Source organism: Myxococcales bacterium (assembly GCA_012517325.1).
In the GTDB taxonomy this organism is placed as follows: Bacteria; Lernaellota; Lernaellaia; order Lernaellales; family Lernaellaceae; genus JAAYVF01.
In genome coordinates this window covers 33,401-50,663 of record JAAYVF010000029.1, presented here as the reverse complement: position 1 = coordinate 50,663, position 17,263 = coordinate 33,401, and the positions used below count along the sequence as shown (strand labels likewise).

At 63.6% G+C, this 17,263-nt stretch carries 14 protein-coding genes; 9 read left to right on the top strand and 5 right to left on the bottom strand.

The features are described 5' to 3' along the window. Nucleotides 1-2 precede the first annotated feature (2 nt). From GX444_06285 to GX444_06270, 4 genes are all read right to left on the bottom strand, one after another. Entirely contained in the window at nucleotides 3-2,186 is a 2,184-nt protein-coding gene (locus GX444_06285; protein ID NLH48196.1) for a M23 family metallopeptidase, read from the bottom strand. A gap of 18 nt (nucleotides 2,187-2,204) precedes the next feature. After that, nucleotides 2,205-3,341, bottom strand: a complete 1,137-nt coding sequence (locus tag GX444_06280; protein ID NLH48195.1) for a LysM peptidoglycan-binding domain-containing protein — start codon at nucleotides 3,339-3,341, stop codon at nucleotides 2,205-2,207. A 142-nt stretch (nucleotides 3,342-3,483) separates the two neighbouring features. After that, entirely contained in the window at nucleotides 3,484-5,283 is a 1,800-nt protein-coding gene (locus GX444_06275) for a L,D-transpeptidase family protein (protein NLH48194.1), read from the bottom strand. A 143-nt stretch (nucleotides 5,284-5,426) separates the two neighbouring features. Beyond that, nucleotides 5,427-6,053: a hypothetical protein gene (locus GX444_06270; GenBank protein ID NLH48193.1), complete on the bottom strand. Its 627-nt coding sequence runs from the start codon at nucleotides 6,051-6,053 to the stop codon at nucleotides 5,427-5,429. 200 nt (nucleotides 6,054-6,253) lie between these two features. On the opposite strand from GX444_06270, the gene GX444_06265 reads away from it, so the two are divergent. After that, the gene (locus GX444_06265) at nucleotides 6,254-7,171 is read left to right on the top strand and encodes a hypothetical protein (protein ID NLH48192.1); all 918 of its coding nucleotides are present in this window, start codon (nucleotides 6,254-6,256) and stop codon (nucleotides 7,169-7,171) included. A gap of 16 nt (nucleotides 7,172-7,187) precedes the next feature. Next, nucleotides 7,188-8,303, top strand: coding sequence for a hypothetical protein (locus GX444_06260; protein ID NLH48191.1), 1,116 nt, complete (start codon nucleotides 7,188-7,190; stop codon nucleotides 8,301-8,303). Here GX444_06260 and GX444_06255 read toward each other — a convergent pair whose 3' ends face one another. Continuing rightward, complete coding sequence (locus GX444_06255) at nucleotides 8,304-8,720, bottom strand: septal ring lytic transglycosylase RlpA family protein (protein ID NLH48190.1); 417 nt, start codon at nucleotides 8,718-8,720, stop codon at nucleotides 8,304-8,306. It abuts the gene before it with no gap. Nucleotides 8,721-8,774: 54 nt separating this feature from the next. On the opposite strand from GX444_06255, the gene GX444_06250 reads away from it, so the two are divergent. The 7 genes from GX444_06250 to mutL all read left to right on the top strand — a co-directional run bounded on the left by GX444_06250 (nucleotide 8,775) and on the right by mutL (nucleotide 17,253). Next, on the top strand, nucleotides 8,775-10,451 hold the full coding sequence (locus GX444_06250; GenBank protein NLH48189.1) for a phosphodiester glycosidase family protein: 1,677 nt from the start codon (nucleotides 8,775-8,777) through the stop codon (nucleotides 10,449-10,451). Continuing rightward, on the top strand, nucleotides 10,448-12,379 hold the full coding sequence (locus GX444_06245) for a hypothetical protein (GenBank protein ID NLH48188.1): 1,932 nt from the start codon (nucleotides 10,448-10,450) through the stop codon (nucleotides 12,377-12,379). Before GX444_06250 ends, GX444_06245 begins: the two co-directional genes overlap by 4 nt. Before the next feature lie 52 nt (nucleotides 12,380-12,431). Beyond that, entirely contained in the window at nucleotides 12,432-12,902 is a 471-nt protein-coding gene (locus GX444_06240) for a phosphatidylglycerophosphatase A (protein NLH48187.1), read from the top strand. Further along, nucleotides 12,887-14,119, top strand: a complete 1,233-nt coding sequence (locus GX444_06235; GenBank protein NLH48186.1) for a competence/damage-inducible protein A — start codon at nucleotides 12,887-12,889, stop codon at nucleotides 14,117-14,119. Before GX444_06240 ends, GX444_06235 begins: the two co-directional genes overlap by 16 nt. Beyond that, on the top strand, nucleotides 14,116-14,685 hold the full coding sequence (gene thpR, locus GX444_06230) for an RNA 2',3'-cyclic phosphodiesterase (protein NLH48185.1): 570 nt from the start codon (nucleotides 14,116-14,118) through the stop codon (nucleotides 14,683-14,685). The genes GX444_06235 and thpR overlap by 4 nt, the downstream gene beginning before the upstream one ends. 242 nt (nucleotides 14,686-14,927) lie before the next feature. Then, nucleotides 14,928-15,347: a hypothetical protein gene (locus GX444_06225; protein NLH48184.1), complete on the top strand. Its 420-nt coding sequence runs from the start codon at nucleotides 14,928-14,930 to the stop codon at nucleotides 15,345-15,347. Between the two features lie 115 nt (nucleotides 15,348-15,462). Further along, nucleotides 15,463-17,253, top strand: a complete 1,791-nt coding sequence (gene mutL / locus GX444_06220; GenBank protein NLH48183.1) for a DNA mismatch repair endonuclease MutL — start codon at nucleotides 15,463-15,465, stop codon at nucleotides 17,251-17,253. Nucleotides 17,254-17,263 lie beyond the last annotated feature (10 nt).

Sequence of the window (17,263 nt, the reverse complement as noted above, 5' to 3'; positions counted from 1 at the left end):
CGTCACTTCGTGAAATTCGAGGAAAAAACCGCCGGATTGCCGGAGCGATCCCGCAGCTCGACCTGCAACCGATGGGCGCCGGGCGCGAGCGGTCCGCCCAGGCGGACGAGGAGCTGATCTTTCAGCGGCCAATATTCGAAAGGTTGGTCGCGCCCGTCCAGGGAAACGCCGATCCGCTTGTTATCGATGCCGCTGCCGCGATCGGTCGCGATGATTTTGATCACCGGTTGTTCGCCGGAGCCGACGTCGTATTGCTCGATCCGCGGCGCTTCCAAATCCTGCAGCAACGCAATGGTGCCGAACATCGGCAGCTTGGCGCGGGCGGGCGAACCCAGATACCACCACGTGCCGCGGTCGAACAAATACGCGCCGAGATTGCGACCGCGCGTTTCTCCCGCCAGGCGGAAATGCGCGACCAGATCCTTTTTCAGCGGCTCCCAGGCCGCCGAGAAAGAGTAAGCCTTGCCGGCCAGGCGTCCCCAGTCGGGCGCCGACGGGTTTGCTTCGGCGATCGTCAACGGCACTTCGCGAAAGAGGGCGTCGGCGGGGATTTCCAGCCGGACGGCTTGATCGCCGGCGGTCAGGTAGCCGGAGTTGCGCGCCACATTGAAGGGAAAGCTGATTTCCTGTTCCGTGCAGTCACCGCGCCGATCGGACCAGCGAAACCGCACCCGGATGGATTGTTTGAATCGCGACGGCTGGGGGATGACCAGCGTCAAGCGGTCGCCGTTGCGGTAAAGCCGCCATTGGCTGGTCGGCACGAGTTGCGAACCGGGTTCGAAGGTGACCGCCACTCGCGGTAGGCCGGCGTCCGGACGCGTGATGTCGGCGCCGATCAGCGCGAAGGAATCGCCCCACTCGATGGCCGGAGCCGATAAAACGTCGGCTTTGCCGACCGGGTCGCGATTCGGACCCGGGGCGAAATAGCGCGCCTGAACCGGCGGCCCCGTCTCGCCCCGCGCCGTTACTTCGACCGTTGAACCCGGCGCCGGAGATTGCGTCAGCGCGAAGCGGAAGATGTCGGCCGGCTGGCGACTCGCGCCGGGTAGCGGCGCCGCGTCGACGGCGACCTGAACCTCGCGACAGCCGGGCGCCTGCACATCCAGCCGCGGCGTCTGGCGCGTGCCGAGCCAATCCAGGTGATTGATCGTGCAGGCCGGCGCGATGAGCAGATCAAAGGCGGCCCGGGCCCGATTGCCGCTTTCATCGGTGGCCGTCAGTTCGACCGAGTGGCGTCCCGGCGCGAGGGCCGACAAGTCGCCGCTGTCGTTCGGGCCCTGGAAATAGGTGGATTGCAGCCAGCGATACAGGCGGATGAAGTAGCCCTTCTGCTCGGCGACCAGCCGCGCGTCGTAGCAGAGTTCGTTGGCGTAAGGGATGCTGTAGCTGGTCTGGGCGAACCGCTGAAGAAAATACGGGCGGCCGTCGATCGTCAACCGCAATTCGTAGGGCGCCAGCCGCCGCGGCGAACCGTCGATCCGATCGGCGGCGTCCACCGCCAGCCCCACGCGTCCGGAAAGCCAGACCGGCGGCAGGCGGTATTCGCCGGCGCCGGCCGACGTGAAGGTTAGAATCCGTTCCCGCGGTTCGCCGCTGACCTGGGCGGTCGCTTCCAAGGGGCGCAGGTGCAGCGCGTTGAAAACCGGCGCCGTCGTGTCGCGATAGGGGAACCCGTTGGTCAACGGGTTGATCGGCGTGCCGGCGGCGTCACGCAGTTCGAAATGCAGATGCGGTACGTCGGTTCCGGCGTCACCCGCGTAGCCGATGACCTCGCCCCGTTTGACTGCAATGGCCTCGGCGGACGACAACACTTTTTCCGCGCGGATCAGGCCGGCGGCCGGCAGCGGCAGAACCTGCGCGAGGCGCGGAGCGAAACTTTCCAGGTGGCCGTAAACCGCCTGCCGACCGTCGGCCAGCCGCAAATAAAGCGACCGGCCGTAACCGGCGGACGATTGTTTGATCCGGTAAACGACGCCGTCGTCCACCGCCAGCACCGGCACGCCGATCCGCAACCCGGTCCAGAGGTCCAGGCCGCTATGCGGATGCCCGTGGCGATATTGGCCGAAATTTCCGGATATCACCGGCGGCGCCGCCAACGGGTAGATCAACTCGGCGCGGGCGGCGGCGGCGAGGCATAACAACGCCATGACGGTCAGCAGGACGGCTGGCGGACGATAGGATTTCATTGCGGAAAACGTAGCGGCTTATCGATAGATCGTCAATTGTTGGCCGATGCGCAGTCGGCTTTGCGAAGTCAGGCCGTTCCAGGCCCGGATTTGATTCACGGTGATGCCGTGCCGCTTGGCGATCGACCATAGAGTGTCGCCGTCGCGGACCGTGTAGACGAGGGATTGGCCTTGGGTGCCGAGGTAGGCCTGACGGCCCTTGGGCGCGGCATTGTAATTCTGGATGGTCGTCGTGGAGGAAGCGATCACCACGCCGGCGGTCATCGATTCCTTTTCCAGCAGTTGCTTTTGCAGGTCGGTCAGGTACGTGTCGCCGAAGTTGGTGTTGCGGGCGTTGGCGATGGCGATCGGGCTGATGAACCGGATGTGCAGGTGATTGCGGTGACCGCGGGCGTGACGGATGATGCCCTGCATCTCGCGGGCGCCGCCGGGGTATTGGAAAACCTTTTCCAAATATTCCTGCGGGTAGTGCAAGCGTTCGCGGACGTAATTGTAAAATAGCGCCTGCAGATTGTAGTCGAGGAAAATGTACTGCACGGCGTTGGTTTCGACGAGCGCCTCGATATAGGACCAGGTGCGCTTGATGTCGATATTTTCGATTTGCGCATCTTTGAAAAACCGCGTGTTACCATCGCGGAAATAGAAGCTGACATCGACATCGCGGCCGGATTGGTGCGAACTGTGGTGGCGCAAGCGGCCGCCGTGCGGTTGGCTGATGTCGCCCAACAGCAAGCGCGGCCCCGGGCCGTATTTTTCCTGGACCTGACGCGCCGCGTACAACAAACCGTCGACGGTTTCCGGGGTCGCCCATTGGCTTTGGGGCCGATCGGCGAGGTAGAACGGCGTCTCTTGCGGGAACAGGACCCCGTTGAGCAGGGCACCACGGTTCGGCAGGCCGATCGACATGCACCGGGCGTAAGTTTCTTCCGGATAGGTGGCGAAATTCCCCAATTGAACGCGCGTTGGCATGCGGACTTCGACGGGAGAGGGGGCGAAGAGCGGTTCAGGGTCGGGCAGCGGGGGCACGTCGTCTTCCTCGATCGGACCCGGCACCATGGCGATGGCCATCGGCACCAACCAGATCAGCGTCAGGCCGATCAAGGTCAACCAGAAAAAGTGACGTAGGTTTTTACCCGGCATTTCACCCCACTGCATTCATGATTCGGGTACGTGCTTTTATAGACACGCAAAAACCGAAAAGGAAAAACCCGGCAAGCGAATTTTCCAGACACCCAACTTAGCGGCGCCGGCGGGAGCTGTCAAGAAGGAATATGTCTTTATATATCAATAGGTTATGTTAATCGCTGGGCATTTTTTCCAGGGCATCCGCGTCCAAATTATAGGGATCGGTAAAGAACACGGCTTTGCCCTGGTCATTGGTGGAAACCGTCACGTATTCGATGTGGATCGGCACCTTGGTTTTCAGCTCCACCGGGAAGGTGGCGCGCTTGGCCAGAATGTCGTCGACCTTTTCGAAATACGGGTTTTTATCCTTTTCCAAGAGGAATCTTGCCAGGTCCAACGGGTTTTCCAGGCGCATGCAGCCATGGCTGAAAGCGCGGACCGACCGCTTGAAAAGGTGCTTGAGCGGTGTGTCGTGCAGATAGACATCGTCTTTGTTGGGGAAGTTGATTTTTACCCGGCCAAGAGCGGCGGAAGGGCCGGCTGGTTGGGTGACGGATTGGATTTTTTTCAGCGAACCATCCGGATTATAAGTGATTTTTGCCAGATACCCCTCTTTTTTGAAGTACTCGGGGTCTTTCTGGAACAGCGGCAGCATCTCGTCCTGAATGATCCGCGGCGGCACCATCCACGGCGGGTTGAAAACGATTTCCTCGACTTCATCCGAGAAAAGCGGCGTATGATTCTTGGCGCCGACATTGCCGACCACCAGGCGATGATGCCGGGCGATTTTCTTGCCGCCCTCAACGTAGACTTCCAGTTCCTGTCCCGCCACGTTGACGCGCAGGAAATAGTCGCCGCCCCGGGTCGCGGAAGTGCGGAATTTATGCAGAGCGAGCTTGATTTGTTTGACGCGTTCGGCCATCGGCACGTTCATCCGTTCGATGGTCACCCGCTCGACTTTGCCGTCCTCGGTGACCTGCCGGTCCGCCTGGTAGCGTTTGACGGCCTCGGCCAAGGCTTCGTCGTATTTCCCGTTCAGGGCGCCGTCCCAATAGCCTTCCTGCTTCAGGTGCGCTTGGATTTCACTGACCAGATCGCCTTGGCTGCCGATTTTCGCGCTGGCTTTCGGATTGATCGGCGGCAGTTTCGGCTGTTTCGCCAATTCGCGGAACCGCGCCAGTTCCTTGACCAGCGGCGCGTAATGGGGCGTGACCGGCTCCAGGCTTTTGAACGTTTCCGCCACCTTGTTTTTGCTCTGTTCCCAGGTTTCGGGCAGCTTGGCGGCCGACGTGCCGTATTCCTCGGCGAGGCGGACGAAATTGTCGGCGGCGATGACTTCGAGGGTGACGATAGCCTGGTCTCGTTTTTCCGCCGCGGTTTGGGCTTTCTGCAGCAGTTCCTGCAGTTGCGGGTATTTCCCTTTATTGTCGGGAAGGGTGGCGAATTTAATGATGCCGTCGGTCGAAAGATCGTCGATCGAGGATTGTTTGATTCCCTGGAGCAGCGAGGCGCTTTCGACCTGATCCAAGGCCGTACCGTCCAGTGAGGCGAGGAGCTGCAGGCTTTCGCCCAGGTTCTTTTCCTCGTTCTCCATTTTTTCGATCTGATAGGGCGCCAGATCGACGCCTTCGAGCCAGATGCCCTCGGTGATCAACTTCCGCAAGGCCTGATAATCCGCGGTCAGTTTCTCATTGGTCACGAAACGGAACTGATAGTTTTGCGATTCGTAGATTTTCTGCAGCGCGGCGGCGGGGCTGCCTTGTTTTACCAGCGCGGCCTTCAATTCGTTGGAAAGATGCTCCGCGGCGGATTTCGGCGGATCGTAATATTCCACCACGTTGGCGCCCGCATCCTTGGCGAAACTTTTCACGGCCCAGGATGTCCGCATTCCCGTGCAGGACAAGCAAGCAAAAGAAACACATCCCAGCACCGCGGCGGCGGCGATGGTTAGAAGCAGTCTATTTTTTTTCACGATGTCAACCTGTCGCTGTCTCTTTCCGTGACGTTTATTCGGCAAAAATTTTCGCAATTATAAACAAAATCGCGTGAAGCTCAAACGGGTGTCGCAATAAAAAAGGGCGGACCGAAGCCCGCCCTTTCTATTGCCACTCAGTCTTATTTGGCCGGAACGAAGGTGTTTTTCTTCGCGATCAGCTTTTCAATAGCCTTTTTCAGCTCGTCGACGGTAGTCGGCAGCTGTTTGGCCGCGGTCGGCAGGTCCTTGGCGACTTTGGTCATGTCCGCCAGGTTGGCGCCGTAGCCGAGCGGGTCGGATTTGGCTTTGCCGGGCAGGTTGGTGATCAACGAGGTCGCCGCCGGAACCATCGCGGAGATTTCCGGAACCATTTTACCGCCGGCGGCCGCCGCGGCTTCCAAGCCTTTTTTCGCCGCGTCGAGATCTTCGGCCTTGGTCGCGGCGTCGATCTTGGCATTGGCGTCTTTCAGCACGTTGTTGGCGAAACCGATGAACAGGTTGGTCTTCGCCAGGCCCACGGCCACTTTGTCGTAGTCGGCATCGCCGAACACGTTGCAGGCGACCGGAGCGGCTTTGGCCGGATCAAAATCGGTGCCTTCGAATTCCTTTAGGTCGGCGTCCAGGTCGCTCAATTTGAAGCTTTTGACTTCCTTTTTCAGGTTGCTGGCGCCCGGCAGGCCGCCCGGCAGTTTGAAGGCGTGGACGGTGCCCACGGCGAAGATAGTGATCATCGACAAGGCCAACAGCACAAACAGGGTTCTCTTCATGGTCCTCTCCTTTGGTTTATCGGGATACTAATTATACGCGTCGAGAATAATAACCCCTAGTCATTCAGCAATTCGGTAATTCCTATAACACATCACAAAGCGGTCGTCGATAGGCTTTTGAAGCGGTAGTCGATTTGACTTCAGTAAGCGGTCCTACTATTTTCCCATTTAGTTGGGAAAACAACCGGAAAGGGACGGCGATGAAAAAGAGTTATTATGGCTTAATTGCTTTAACTTTCGCGACCATGTTCATCGGCTTGATGATTTCCTGCGGCAGCGGCGACGGCGTCACCGTCGAGGACGGCGAGATCAAGGGCCAGGCGACCCTGCCGCTCTTGCCGATCGACATCCCGATCTTCCCCACCGACGTCACCCTCGACGGCCTGGTCGATTCGATCCAGAGCGAGCTGGACGATCAGGACATCCCGGACTGGTTGCAACCGAGTGAAGGCGCCATTCAGGACTTTTTCGACGATGTCGAGAAAAAGCTGCGCAACGCCTCGATCGAAATCCTGCAGCCGGGCGTGCTGTCGGTGGCGGTCGACGAGCAGATCGCCGATTCGGTGCGCGACTACGTGAAAGTCACCCAGGTCGGGGTGAATTTCAAGGTCAGCAACGACACCGACGTCTGGGTCAGCGTGCCGGTCGAGTTCCAACTTTTCCTGGGCGACGGCGAAAAGGCCGAAGCGTGGGATGCCTCGGCGATGATCCCCTTCGCCGACCCGCGGGTCGACGAGGACGGCCAATTCATCGTGAAACCGGGCGAGACGATCGACCTGTCGATCAAGAACGTGCCGAATTTGGTCGATGCCATCAACAATTCCTATTCGATCGGCATCGGCTACAAAGCGTTGTATCGCATGGCCGATTTCGACAACGGCGCCAACTGGAAGGAAATTCTGGACAAGTTCGGGCTTTGTCTGATCGAGGGCCTGCTCACCGGTTCGACCAGCCAGTGCCCGAGCGTCGAAGAGCTGTTGCAGTGGCACCTGACGGTGAAGAAGTTCGAGCTGGTCATCAAGGCCGAGTCGGACTTCAACATCCCCGAGATTCCGGGTTGCACGGAATTCGCCGACGAATTCAACCTGGACTATCTGAAGGATGCGTGCCCGCAATAAGCGGGGACCGCGTCGCATGATCCGGGCGACAAACCAAGGGAGTCCGCGCCGCGACCGGCGGGGGCTCCTTATCTTTTTAATCGGGATCTTTTTACCTGCGGTCTTCCTTGGCGGCTGCGCGACGGCACCCCGTGGCCGATACATTCAGCCGACGCCGCCGATCCAGGCTGAACGGGGGCCGTTTTTCGCGCCGCAAACCGCGGACGATCCGCCCCTGTGGGGCATTCGGAGCGGCATCGTCCTGGGGATCCATCCGGCTATCGTCGGCTTCGCGCCGCGGACGGCGGGCGGTCCGCGCGGGCTGCTCCGCGTGGGCTACGAGGAAAACGGCCGCATCCACTTCATCAATTTTTTCGCGCTCAGCCCGGTGACGCCGCGGGGCAAGCGCGGGATGAGCGAGTTGGAAGACAGCCCGACCGACGGCCGCCCGGGCATCCTCATTAATCCTTACCCGCACGACTTCCATGAGCGGGTTTACGAATGGGCGAAAAGGCAGCCGCCGCCGCTGGCCGAGGCGGCCCGGATTCAGGCGACTCCGAACGGCGCCGGCCGGCTGGCGGTCGTATTGCGGTACGAAAAATTTCATAACGGCGCGCGAGTGTATCTGCTAGCCACCCTCCGCGCGGATCGGCCGCAAGAAATCGAGTTCCAATTTTTCACCGAACCCGATTGCCCGCCGCTGAAAATGTGCGTGCTGTCCTCGACCTTCGGCAATCTCACCCGCCTGCGCGAGTTGCTCCTGGCCGATCGCATCATGAACGCGAAAAAAATGTGGCCCGATTACCAGGGCAACGGTTTCGCCGAGCCGTTTTTCTTTCCGTTGCGCGAACTGGCGAGGAACCGCGCCGGCGATGTGATTTTCGCGGCGCGGCCCGACGAGGATCGACCGTGGGAAGGGCCCGGCTTCTATCCGCACCCGCGGCGGCTGACGCAATATTTCCGGGTGCCGCGCGAGGAAGTCCGGCCCGACCTGCGCGGCCTGGTCAACGGCCGGTTCGTGTTTTGGAAGACCACCAACCCGGTGCCGGGCGGCATCGCCTTCGAGAACGTGGCGCTGGTCGAACCGTTCCATGAGGGCGCGCGATTGATCTACGGCTATGCCGACGGCGATCCGACGGCCGGGCCCGATTGATCAGATCGACGGCGGTCCGCCGGGTTTTTCCAGCACGCGGAGGCGCACTTTCGCCGTGCCGTCCCGAATCATCTCCAATCGTTCGGCGGCGGCGCGGGACAGGTCGATGATCCGGCCGCCGACGAACGGGCCGCGATCGTTGATGCGCACCACGACCCGCTTGCCGTTGTCGAGGCGCGTCACCTCGACGTAGGTTCCGAAGGGCAGGGTGCGGTGGGCCGCGGTGAGCTTGCGTTGGTCGAACGGTTCGCCGCTGGCGGTCTGGCGGCCTTGAAACGCCTCGCCGTACCAACTGGCGTCGCCGGTTTCGGTCCATCCGGCGGGCCGGGGGATGACCGGCGCGGTCGCGCAGCCGGCCAGACCGGCCAGCACGGCCGCCAGCAGCAACGCGAAAAAAATCCGTCGCGCCGATTGCATCATTGTCTCCACCCATTAATATATTCCTCACTGCCCGACAAGAAGGAGTCGAAATTGCAGCGCCCGGACCTGACTCGGCTGATTTGCCGCTGCGCCTGGCTGGCCAGCAACGGCGCGGAGGTGCACCACGGCGAGAAGCTGGTGCGCAACGCGCTGTTGGGCCTGGTTTTGCGCGGTGAGGACGTGCGGCCGCTCGCCCGGCAGGCGCTGGAGACGTTGCAATCGGAAGCGCGGGTGCGGCTGAACGGCGATCGCATCAGCGTGCTGCTCGAGAGCACCGATTTCGAAAAGCTGCGCGAGGAAGTCGAGAATCTCGCCGAGCGGATGCGGGTCGAGCTATACGCCTCGCTCATTTCGCATACGCACGAAAACCTGGCCGCCTGGTGCGAGCGCCGGGCGCTGGCGCTGCTGGATCTGGCCGACCGGCTGATCCGCGAGAGCACGCGCCACGAAACCATGCTGGTGCTCAAGGCGGCGTTTCTCGACGAGATCGACGAATGGATCGACCAGCCGGGCCCCTGGCGGGCGCGCGACGTGCTGGACTGCGTCGATCATTTTTATTCCCTGATGATGCGTGAACGGTCGCGGGTCGCGTTTCCCTACGCGCCCAAACGGCCGGAAAGCAAGGATGTGAAGTGGAGCAAGGACGCGGGCGGATTGCGCCACGGCGTCATCACCGGCCCGTTTCGCTTCGGCCCGCTCCGCGCCAACATCCTGGAAATCTCGCCGAAGAAGTGGCGGCTGAAGATCGTCAATACCTCGCTGCTGCCCGAACGGGAGCGCGACCTGGCGGCGGTCGCCGCGGCCCAGGGCGCGGTTCACGGCACCGGCGGCGGCTTCGCGATGAGCCTCGAGGGCGAAGCGGCGATCCGGCGGCTGGGCGAACCGGTGGGCCTGTTGATCGCCGACGGCGAGGTGCACGTGCCGCCGTTCCCCTCGCGCACCGCGCTGTTGATGGACGAGGCGGGCCTGGTGGACATCTGGCGCGTCGTGCCGATCGGCCTGCGCCTGCGTCTGGGCAAGGCCGGCATCGTCGTGCGCAAGGTCGACAGCGAACACCTGTTGCCCGGCGAGATCGGCGTCTACACCGATCAATTCAAAAAACCGATTCCGCCCGCGCCGTTGGTGCTGACCGTCGTCGGTCGCAAGGTCGGTTTGGTGCAGCGCGACGCCTCCGCCGTGCCGCCCCTCGGCGGCATCGTCATCGCGGCGCACCCGGGTTCGGCCGGTCTGGGCCTGCTGGGCGAAGTCGAACCGGGCGAGTGGGTCTATTTCGAGATGCCCGCGATGCGCGGCCTCGACCGGCTCGACGCGGCCATCGCCGGCGGGCCGGCGTTATTGACCGACGGGCAACTGGACGGCGATCTCGATGCGGATCATTTCGACGGTTTCGCCGCGCCGGCGGCTTTCGGGCCGCGGACGCGCGCCGCGCGAAATCTGCTGCCGCGGTTGGCCTGGGGCATCACGCCGGATTACCGGCTGCTCGCGGTGGCGGTGGACGGCTACAGCCCGCAAAACAGCGTCGGCCTGGACCTCGATGAACTGGCGCGGCTGCTGCGCGAACTGGGCTGTACGCGCGCGGTCAACCTGGACGGCACGGTAGGGGCGCGGATGCTGGTCGACGGCCAACTGGTGGATCGCAACAGCGAGGATCAGTTCGCGCTCAGTGATCCGGCGGCGACCTGCCCCTACGCGCTGCCGAGCGTGATCCTGATCACGGAACGGAAGTGAACCGCGAACGCGTCGCGGTCGGGCTGGCCCTGGCGGCGGGCGCGTTTTTCCGGTTTACCGCGCTGTCGCGGCAGAGCCTGTGGAGCGACGAGATCGCGACCCTGCTGGTCGCCGCCAAGCCGCTGCCCAAGGTGCTGGCCACCATCGTCCTGACCGATCTGCACCCGCCGCTGTTTTATCTCCTGGCGCATTGCTGGCAGTATCTCGGCCACGGCGAAACGACGCTGCGGCTGCTGCCCGCGCTGTGCGGCGTCGCCTCGCTGTTCGTCGGCTGGCGGATCGCGCGGCGGCTGCTCGGCCCGCGCGCGGCCGTCGCGGCCGTCTGGCTCGGCGCGCTCTGGCCGGCCCACGTGTACTACTCCGGCGAATTTCGGCCGCACGCCCTGGCCGTGTTGCTGGGTTTGTTGTCGTTCGCGCTGTTGCCCGCGGCGGCCGGCGGCGATCGGCGGGCTCGGGGCGGCTATCTCGCGGTCACGGTGGCCGGCCTGTATACCGATTACCTCGTGCTGCATCTGGTCGCCGCGCAAATCATCGGTACGTGGAACATGGATCACGCGGCGCGGCGCGTTCTTCACCGGCGGATTTTCCGGCCGGCTTTGCTGTGTTTCATCCCCGGTTTTCTGATGCTGGCCTGGCAGCTCGTCCACCGCAATTTTTCCATCAAGCTGCTGGGCGGCGACGCCGACCCGCTCTGGAATTGGCTGACGATCTGGTCGTTCGGCGGTATTCCCTGGCGGGAGACGACCTTCACCGGATTTCTGGACCGGATCTACGACCGGCACGACGGACTCTTTCCATGGTTGTATTTCGCGCTGGCTTTACCGGGGCTGGCGTTGTTGCTGAACGGCGCGCGTCTGGCGTGGCGCGAAAAAAGAAGCCGGATCCTGGTGTGGTGGGCTTTCGTTCCGCCGGTCGCGCTGAGCCTCGCGTCCCTCGCGGCGCCGGTCGCGGAGGCGAAATACCTGTTGGTCACGCTGCCCGCGGCGGCTATGCTGCTCGGCCTGGGCGTCACCGGCCGGCGCAATCATCCGCTGTCCTGGCTCGGCCTGGGGTTCTGGTTGGCGCTGGCCGTTTTGGCGTTGGCGCAGCACCGGGCCGATCCGCGTTATTTCCGCGACGATTGGCGCGGCGTCGCGCGGGATCTGGTCGCGCGGCTGGAGCCGGGCGACGTGGTGCTGGGCGCGACCTTCGAGTTACGCCATTACGCGTCTCGGCCGCTTCCCGAGGATTCGTTGCTGGCGACATCGCCCCGCGAATTCGTCCGGCGCGGATTCAAACAGGATCCGGCGGACACGGCGGCTCAACTGGAGCGAACGACGGCGGCTTACGATCGGCTTTGGTTCGAGCCCAGTCCCGTTCCGGATACGCCGGTGATGAGCGACGCGGCGCTTTGGCTGGCCGATCATTTGTACGAAACCACGCCGCCGGAATTTGCGGCGCGCCGACCGGCGATTCGCCGGTACGTCGCCGATCGCGCACGATACGCGGCCTGGCTCGCCGCGGAAGCGCCGACCCGCCTCGACTTTCGCGCCGACCGCACGCCGGAGCGCTGGTTGCGCGGCCGGTGGCTGCCCACGGCGGAGGGCTGGCAATGGACGAGCAACGGAGCGGGCGTCTGGTTGCGGAAGCCGCCGGACGCCGATACGGCGAGCGTGCTGGTTTTCGTCAACACCGACCTGTACCGGGGCGCGGCGCTGACGGTGCGGTTGCTGGTCGAGGGCGAGCCGGTGGCGGCGGTGTCGGCGGATCGCACCGATCAATACCGGCTGACCGGCCCGTTGCCCGCGCGCGTCAACGACCGTCCGGCGGTGGAGCTGGCGGTGCGGACCGACCGGATCATCTGGCAGGATCAGCGACCGGACATCGCCCCCGAAGCGGGGCGGACGCTGCTGGTGGGCGAGGCCGCCGTGTTCCGTGCGACGCCTTGACGCCCGCGTAGCGCTCCGGCAACCTGAGCGTAAATCGACGAAGGAGACGACAGTGAAAACGATTTACCTGGCGATCGCCACTGGGCTGGGCACCGGTTATCTGCGCCCGGCTTCCGGCACCTGGGGAACCCTGGTCGGCATTCCGCTGGTGCTGCTCTTGGCGCAAGGCTCGCCGTTCGCGTATTTCCTCGCGATGCTCGTGCTGTTTTTCATCGGCATCAAGGCCGCGGATTTCGCCGAACGGCATTTCGGCGAAAGCGATTCGAGCAACATCGTCATCGACGAAATCGTCGGTTACGTCCTGACGATGTACCTGGTGCCGGTCGGCTTCTGGAACCTCTTCTGGGCGTTTTTCTTTTTCCGCTTTTTCGACATCGCCAAGTTCTGGCCGGCCCGCCAGATCGACCGCGCCCAGGCCGGCGGCTTGGGCGTGATGGCCGACGATGTGGCGGCCGCCGTGTACGCCAACATTCTGCTGCGCGTTTTCTGCGCGCTGGGGTGGCTCGGATGCGGCTGGAACTGATTCTCACCGGCGCGGAACTGCTCGACGGGCGCTGGAGCGACACCAATACGCAGTTGCTGGCGCTGGCGCTGAAGGAAATCGGCCTGATCTTCGATCGAGCCACGGTGGTCGGCGACGGCTTTGACGACATCGCGGCGGCATTGCGGGAAGCCTGGGAACGCGCCGACGTGGTGGTGGTGACCGGCGGGCTCGGGCCGACGGTGGACGACCGCACGCGCGACGCGGCGGCGGCGGTTTTCGACGTGCCGCTGGTCGAGGACGCGCCGACGCTGGCGCTCTTGGTCGAGTTTTTCAAGCGCTTCGGCCGCGAGTTGTCGGACAACAACCGCCGGCAGGCCCAGTTTCCGCAGGGCGCGACGATTCTCGCCAACCCGATCGGCACCGCCGCCGGTTTCGCCTTCGCCGCCGGCGGCCGGCACGCGCTGTTCGCCCCGGGCGTGCCGCGCGAACTGGAAATGATGGCGCGTGAACAGATCGTTCCTTATTTAAAGCGACACCTGCCATCGCATCACGCGGTGGCGTCGGTCAGCTTGCGGACTTTCGGCTGGGCCGAGGGCGCGCTCGATAAGCGGCTCGCGCTGATCGAACTGGGCGACGTCGATCTGGCCTTCACCGCGATGACGCCGGAAATCATGGTGACCCTGACGGCGCGCGACGCCGAACCGGAAGCCGCCAAAGCCAAGCTCGCGGCGGCCCGCGCCCTGATCGAACCGGCCATCGGGCCGGCGGTCATCACCGACGACGGCCGCACGCTGGAAGAAGTGGTGGCCGGGCTGTTGCTGGCGAAGAACCTGACCCTGGCCACGGCGGAAAGCTGCACCGGAGGATTGATCGCCGCCCGCTGCACCAATGTCCCCGGCAGTTCCGCCTGGTTTCGCGAGGGCGCGGTGACCTACAGCAACGAGGCGAAAGTCCGCCAGCTCGGGGTGCCGGCCGAACTGATCGCCGCCCACGGCGCCGTCAGTCGCGAGGTCGCCGAGGCTATGGCGGCCGGCCTGCGCGAACGCTCCGGCGCCGATCTCGCCATCGCGGTAACCGGCATCGCCGGGCCGTCGGGCGGCACGCTCGAGAAGCCCGTCGGCCTCGTGCACATGGCTTTGGCCGGTCCGAGCGATGTCCAGGCGTGGCGCGACGTCTTTTCCGGCGATCGCCGGCGGGTGCGGTTGGTCGCCGCCGAACAGGCGCTCGACCGCTTGCGGAGGGTCTTGTCGTCATGAACTCGTGGCGGCTGTTCATCGCGATCCCGCTTCCCGAGCCGGTCAAGCAGGAGCTGGCGCGGGCGCAAGATGCCTTGACCCATGCCAATTCGCACGTGCGCGGCGTGGGCCTGGCGGGAATGCACCTGACGGTGAAGTTCTTCGGCGACACTCCGGCGGAGCGGGTGGCCGACATCGGGCACGCGATGAAACTGACCGCGGCGACGGTCGAAAAAAAGATCCGCCTGACCTGCGAAGGTATCGGGGTGTTTCCCAATGTAGAAAAACCGCGGGTTGTCTGGGCCGGCCTGCGCGGCGAGACGGCGGTTCTCGAACAAATGGTGCAGCGCCTCGAACTGGCCATGGAAACCATCGGCTTCGCGCGCGAAGAGCGGCCGTTTCATCCGCATGTCACCCTCGGACGAATGAAGTTGCCGAAACAACTGGGTTCCCTGCACAAGGCGATGCATCAACTCGAAGGTCGTTCTTTCGGCGAGTTCGACGCGGAGGCGCTGATTTTGTATCGTTCCGACCTGCTGCCTTCCGGCGCGCGATACACGGTGGTCGAACGCGCTCCGCTACCGTGAGCGCCGTTCGAACCCGGAGACGAGGGCCGGACGATGCGAAAACTCGGAACTGGCTGTATTTGTGGCGTTTTTTTGCTGGTATAACTTTAAAAAGCGTTTGTTGAGAAAAGGAAAAAGCGTCGGTTTCGGCCTGGATCGGAGAGTGAAAATCCGGCTTGATTTGCCGCGGGCTTCCTGCTAAATAAATACGACCTTGCTAGCGAGGCGCATAATTCGCCGTTAGAAACTCAACGGAGACAAGTATGAAACGCTATTTGCTCGTGTTCGCGATTCTGGCGTCCCTGGGAATGGGCCTATTCTTGACGGCTTGCGGTGATCACGATGAATATCGCCACAAGGATTACCTGACTCAACAGAGTGATGACGACAACAACGCCAAGGATCGCAACGACGATCAGTTGAACTGCGAGTTGTTCGATCTGGTGATCGAGGATTGCTTCGACGCCTGCTCCTGCTGCTACTTCGGCCAGGAAGAAAACATCAACCTGTGCGTCACCCAGTGCGACGCCCTCCTGATGAAGCAGTACGAAGTGGATCACGAGCCCACCAAGGCCGACTATACCCGTTACAAGGAATGCACCCTGGGTTGCGTCAGCGTTTGCGAAGCGAACGAGAAAGACGACACCTGTTTCGAAGAGTGCAAGATTTATCTCGGCCTCTAGGCCGCGGCGATGCCGGGCGCCAAACGCCGACGCCCGCCGATTGATCGAGCTTGAACCAAGCCCCCCGGCGAACAGCCCGCGGGGGCTTTTCTTTTGACGCGTGAGGAATCCGATTTTGGCACCGCGCATCCACGTCATGCCCGCCCAGCTCGCCAACCAGATCGCGGCCGGGGAGGTCGTCGAACGGCCCGCCTCGGTGGTCAAGGAACTGGTGGAGAACTCGCTGGACGCCGGCGCGACGCGCATCGTCGTGGAGGTCGAGGACGGCGGGCGCAAGCTGATTCGCGTCACCGACGACGGCACGGGAATGAACCGCGAGGACGCGGCGCTCTGCCTGCAGCGGCACGCCACGAGCAAAATCCGCACCGAGGCCGATCTCTGGCGCATCGGGTCGCTCGGGTTTCGCGGCGAGGCCCTGCCGGCCATCGCCTCGGTTTCCCGGCTGGCCGTGCATTCCCGCGAACGCGGGGCGCTGTCGGGCACCGTCGTGCGGGCCGAAGGCGGCGAAATCCGCCAGGTCGCCGAGGCCGGCATGCCCGAAGGCACGCGACTCGAGGTGCGCGACCTGTTTTTCAACACCCCCGTCCGCGCCAAGTTCCTGCGCGCCGGCAAGACCGAACTGGCGCACGTCGCCGAAGCGCTGCTGCGTCTGGCGCTCTGGCGGCCCGGCGTGTATTTCGACCTGCTCGATGACGGTAAAAGCGTGTTGCGCGCGCCGGCGGTAACGGAAATCACCGAACGCCTCGGCGCGCTGCTCGGCCGCGAGGTGCTCGAACACCTGTTCGCCTTCGAGGGCGACTTTCCCTACTTCACCGTGCGCGGTTACGCCACCAATCCGGATTACAGCCGCGGCAGCCTGAAGCACTGCTTTCCGTACATCAACGCGCGCCACGTGCGCGACAAGCTGCTGCTCGGGGCGATCAACGGCGCGTACGGCGGCCACCTCATCAAGGGCCGCTATCCGGTGGTGGTGTTCAACGTCGAGATCGATCCGGCGCTGGTCGACGTGAACGTGCATCCGACCAAGGCCGAGGTGCGCTTTCGGCAAACGGCGAACGTCTACGAGGGCGTGCGCCGGTCCTTGTCGCAGGCGTTGCAGGCGCGCTTCACCCAACCGGCCGGCGGTTTCCTGACTCAATTCGGGCGCTCGGCCGCGACCTTCGGCGCCGCGACCGTCAGGCGCGAAGCCGCGCCGGGCGAAAGCGCCCGGCCGACGCTTGCCTTTCCGGCTTCCGAACCGCTCACCGGGCCGCCGGCGCATACGCCGACCCGCCTGGACATCGAAACCGGCGCGCCGCCCGAGATCTCGGTCGGCCAGTTCGCGAGCCTGGGCATCATCGGCCAGCTCGCCGACAGCTACATCGTCTGCGAAAGCCGCGCCCGCGGCGGCTCGCTGCTCCTGGTCGATCAGCACGCGGCGCACGAGCGTGTCAATTTCGAACGGCTGCGCCAGGGGATGCTCAACGGTTCGCTGGAAGTGCAGAACCTGCTTTTTCCGATCGTCCTCGAACTGCGCCCGGTCGAGTCCAAGGCGCTGGCGGCGATCGTCGACGATCTGGCGCGGTTGGGCCTGGTGGTCGCCGCCTTCGGCCCCGATTCGTGGCGGATCGAAACCGTGCCGGCCGTTCTGCCCGACGCCGAGGCGCGCGAACTGGTGTTGGATTGCATCGATCAGGCGCGCCAGACCGGCACGGCCGGCAATGCCGCCGCGCGGATCGAAGCCATCCTGATGCTGGCGGCGTGTCACGGCAGCGTGCGGGCCGGTCAGGCCTTGACGCTGGCCCAGATGCGGGAGATATTGCGGGGCCTCGACGAATGCGCGCAGCCCACGACCTGCCCGCACGGCAGGCCGACGGTGCGCGAGTATCCCATCGATGAAATCGAACGAGCTTTTGCCCGGAGATAAACCGTGGAAC